The organism is Rhodoferax sp., assembly GCF_028689305.1.
Classification (GTDB): Bacteria; Pseudomonadota; Gammaproteobacteria; order Burkholderiales; family Burkholderiaceae_C; genus Rhodoferax.
In genome coordinates this window covers 1-4,387 of the sequence record NZ_JAQTWM010000153.1, presented here as the reverse complement: position 1 = coordinate 4,387, position 4,387 = coordinate 1, and the positions used below count along the sequence as shown (strand labels likewise).

The 4,387-nt window shown below is 63.0% G+C and carries 2 protein-coding genes and 1 pseudogene; 1 reads left to right on the top strand and 2 read right to left on the bottom strand.

Translation table 11 applies throughout. From position 1 onward, the window contains the following. Positions 1 to 211: pseudogene (locus PHW99_RS18195) on the bottom strand (hydroxymethylbilane synthase); the annotation flags it as partial. A gap of 111 nt (positions 212 to 322) precedes the next feature. Between PHW99_RS18195 and ppc the strand changes: the two are divergent. Further along, positions 323 to 3,202, top strand: coding sequence for a phosphoenolpyruvate carboxylase (ppc, locus tag PHW99_RS18190; protein WP_300181060.1), 2,880 nt, complete (start codon positions 323 to 325; stop codon positions 3,200 to 3,202). A 267-nt stretch (positions 3,203 to 3,469) separates the two neighbouring features. On the opposite strand, the gene PHW99_RS18185 is transcribed toward ppc, so the two are convergent. Further along, positions 3,470 to 4,387, bottom strand: a 918-nt coding sequence (locus tag PHW99_RS18185) for a hypothetical protein (protein ID WP_300181057.1), incomplete at its 5' end; no start/stop codon positions are given.

Here is a 4,387-nt window from a genome sequence, read left to right as displayed (position 1 = left end):
CGCGCCCCTCTTCCAGGGCGACTTCCAGCTCCTTGACAAACAACCCCTTGCCTCCGACCTGGCTGAGCGAACGGTCCAGAATCTGGTCCCCCCGGGTGGTCATGCCCAGCAGCTTGACCGAATGCCCGAGCTGGCCCAGCAAAGCCTGGACATGTTCGGCCTGCCACAGGGCCAGACGACTTTCTCTGGTGGCGATGGTGAATGTACTCATAAGCGCTGGCGCGTGGCCGTAACCTTTTTGTTATCTCGATGGGGTCAAGGATGCTAGCATGCCTCTTGCTTACGTTCAGCTGACTTCCCCCTGCCCGACTTGAAAGCCGACATGACCGCCCCTCGTCCGACACGCCGCCCAACACCACCGAAACCGCGCCAGCCCAACCCGGAGCAACCACTGATCGACGACATCCGCCTGCTTGGCCGTATTCTGGGTGACGTGATCCGCGAACAGGAAGGCGAGGCCGCATTTGCGCTGATCGAGCAGATCCGCCAGCTGTCGGTCGCCTTTCGCCGTGACGCCGACCACGAGGCGGACAAAACCCTCAGCAAGCTGCTGAAATCCCTCAGTGGGGACCAGACCGTCAGCGTGGTACGGGCCTTCACCTACTTCAGCCATCTGGCCAATCTGGCCGAAGACCGCCACCACATCCGCCGCCGGACCCTGCACGAGCGCGCCGGCAGCCTGCAAGAGGGCAGCATCGACATGACGCTGCAGCGCCTGGCCGATGGCGGGGTGACGCCGCACGCCATCAGCCAGATGCTGGCGCACAGTTTTGTCTCGCCCGTGCTGACCGCTCACCCGACCGAGGTGCAGCGCAAAAGCATTCTCGACGCCGAGCGCGACATTGCTCAGCTGCTGACGGCCCGTGACGACATCCTGGCCCAGGCTGCCGCCTATGTGGTGCCCAGGGATGCGCTGACCCCGCGCGCACTGGCCGCCAACGAGTTGCAACTGCGTGCGCGCGTGCTGCAACTCTGGCAGACCCGTCTGCTGCGCTTTTCCAAGCTCACCGTGGCCGACGAGGTGGAGAACGCGCTGAGTTATTACGAGTCCACCTTCCTGCGTGAGATTCCACGCATCTATGCCAACCTGGAACAGGCGCTCGGCCAGCAGCCGGTGGCCAACTTCCTGCGCATGGGCCAGTGGATTGGTGGCGACCGCGACGGCAACCCCAACGTCAATGCCCAGACCCTGTCCCACGCGCTGCGCCGTCAGGCCGACGTGGCCCTGCGCCACTACCTGACCGAAGTGCATTACCTCGGCAGCGAACTCTCGCTGTCGGCCATGCTGGTGGACTTCCCGCCTGCCATGCAGGCGCTGGCAGCCCAATCCCCCGACACCAATGAACACCGCAAGGACGAGCCCTACCGGCGCGTGCTGATTGGTGTCTATGCCCGGCTGGCGGCCACCCTCAAGGCCCTGACGGGCGGCGAGGCCGCGCGCCACGCCGTACCACCCCAGAACCCTTACCGCAACGCCCAGGAACTGCTGGCCGATCTGCGTGTGATCGAAGCCTCGCTGCTGGCGCACCGGGCCCAGGCCCTGGTGGCGCAGCGCCTGCAGCCGCTGATCCGCACCGTGGAAGTCTTCGGCTTTCATCTGGCCACGGTGGACCTGCGGCAAAGCTCCGACCAGCACGAAGCGGTGCTGGCCGAACTGCTGGCCACCGCACGCCTCACCCCCGACTACGCCGGCCTGGACGAAAGTGCCAAATGCGCGCTGCTGATGACCCTGCTGTGTGACGCCCGCCCGTTGCGGGTGATGGGCGCCAACTACTCGGCCCACACCCTCAGTGAAATCGGCATTTTTGAGACCGCCAGGCAAATGCGCCAGCAGTTTGGCAGCCAGGCGATCCGGCACTACATCATCAGCCACACCGAAACCGTCAGCGACCTGCTGGAGGTGCTGCTGCTGCAAAAAGAGGTGGGCCTGATGCAGGGCACGCTGGACCAGGCCGCCAGCTGCGACCTGATTGTGGTGCCGCTGTTTGAAACCATCGACGACCTGCGCCATGCCGCGCCGATCATGAAGGCGTTTTACGCCCTGCCCGGCATCCTGGCGCTGGTCCAGCGCGGCGGCCCCGACCAGTATGGCGAACAGGACATCATGCTGGGTTACTCCGACAGCAACAAGGACGGCGGCATTTTCACCAGCAACTGGGAGCTGTACCAGGCCGAAATTGCGCTGGTGGAGGTGTTCAACGAGATCAACCGCCCTCACCCCAGTCCCAAAAATCAGCAATTTGTGCAGCTGCGCATGTTCCATGGCCGGGGCGGCACGGTCGGGCGCGGCGGTGGCCCCAGTTTTGCCGCCATCCTGGCGCAGCCGCCGGGCACGGTGCGCGGCCAGATCCGCCTGACCGAACAGGGTGAGGTGATTGGCTCCAAATACGCCAACCCGGAAATCGGCCGGCGCAACCTGGAAACGCTGGTGGCCGCCACACTGGAGGCCACGCTGCTGCACCCCACCGGCTCTGCCGACCCGGCCCATCTGGCCGTGGCCGCCGAGTTGTCGCTGACCAGCATGGCGGCCTACCGCAAGCTGGTGTATGGCACCCCCGGTTTCACCGACTATTTTTTCAGCGCCACCCCGATCCGCGAGATTGCCGAACTCAACATCGGCTCGCGCCCGGCCTCGCGCAAGGCCTCGCAAAAAATCGAAGACCTGCGCGCCATTCCGTGGGGCTTCAGCTGGGGCCAATGCCGCCTGACACTGCCGGGCTGGTTTGGTTTTGGTTCAGCGGTAGACCAGTTCCTCCATCCGCAAGGGGAGCAGACACCCGCCAAAACCCGCAAACAGCGGCTGGTGTTGCTGCAACAAATGGACCAGCAGTGGCCGTTTTTCAAAACCCTGCTCTCCAACATCGACATGGTGCTGGCCAAAAGTGATCTGGCGCTGGCTTCGCGCTACGCCGAACTCGTCAGCGACAAGCGGCTGCGCAAAAAGATCTTCACCAGCATCGAGCAGGAATGGCACCGCACCGCGCGGGCGCTGGAGCTGATCACCGGCCACCAGCAGCGGCTGGCGAACAACACCGCGCTGCAGCGCTCGATCCGCCACCGTTTTCCGTACATCGACCCGCTGCATCACCTGCAGGTGGAGCTGGTGCGGCGCTACCGCGCCGGCCAGGTGGATGAACGCCTCAAACGCGGCATCCACATTTCCATCAACGGCATTGCCGCTGGGCTTAGAAATACCGGTTAGCCCGCGTATTCATTAACTTTACAGCTATATTAATTATAGCAATATATCAGCAACGGACCCGTAGCCGCCACCGCCGCCATGCACTCCGCCGTTGTGGCGTTGAAGTTGTTGGCCTGCTGCGGTGAGGTGCCGGTGAAATCGACCTCGGCGTGGTGTCCTCTGGAGTCCACATAGCGGAGCCAGAATTGTGAGATTCTGGGATGAGGCTTGGGCGTGTTTTGGGCAGTGTCATTCCAAAAAAAAGGGAGGGGGTCGGTCAGGCACGATCTACATCGGCGCTTCACTCAGGCCAAACTGTCCTCGGAAATAGGCCTCCACCACCTTGGCCTTGCTGTGCGAATCGATATTCTCGGCCAACACCATTTCGCCCTTGGGCGTCTGCGCCACCACCTGGTAATTGATCCGATGTGAATCGCCATTCTGGTTGGATGTGGCGCCCTTCTTTAGCGCCACCCCGCGCACTTCATGGTAGTCGGCACTCCTGCGGCGAATGGGGATACCCAGCAGGCGGCGGATGGTCAACACCCGCTGGCCGTCCCAGGCAACGTAGAGGCTGCTAAAGGCTGCATTGAAACCGGCCATCGCCACCAGGCTGCCCAGGAAGGTGAAAATGCCGCCCAAGAAATAGAGTCCGCCCCCCTCCTGCGCGGCCCTTCCCCAGAGGATGACGCCGGCAATGGCAAAAACGCTACCAACCACCATGAACACGAAGGAAAATCCCGGCTGGCGCAACATCGGATAGTAGAGCTCCCGCACCCCGCCGTTGTATCGCAGCGGCAGCAGCGATTCCGCCTTTAACTCCCGCACCCCTTGCGGCACGGTCTTGCCGGTGTTCAGTTGCTGAAAGCGGGAGCTTTCTCCCGTGGCATAGACGGGGATGGTAAAGGAGCGGTTCAGATCGCTCCCTGGCAATTGCGCCTTGATGCTCAAGCGCCAGAAGTAGTAATTGCCACTCTCCTCTTCGCTGGGGCGCTGTCCTGCAGGCACGGCAAAACGAAAGCGCAGCCGCATCCCCAGTGCCGTTCGCTCTACTTGGGCATAGCCGCTGTCCTGCCACGCCACCCGCTCTTGCCGGGTACTGTCATCGCCGCTGCCGGTTTCATAACTGTAGAGACAGCTAAGGCTCGCCTCGCAGACCAGCGCGGGTTCGTAAGGCACATGGAGTTCGATTTCGCCGCCAACGTC

Excerpts from the sequence above, each read along its gene's own strand:
- ppc (WP_300181060.1), top strand. The coding sequence starts at position 323 with ATGACCGCCCCTCGTCCGACACGCCGCCCAACACCACCGAAACCGCGC.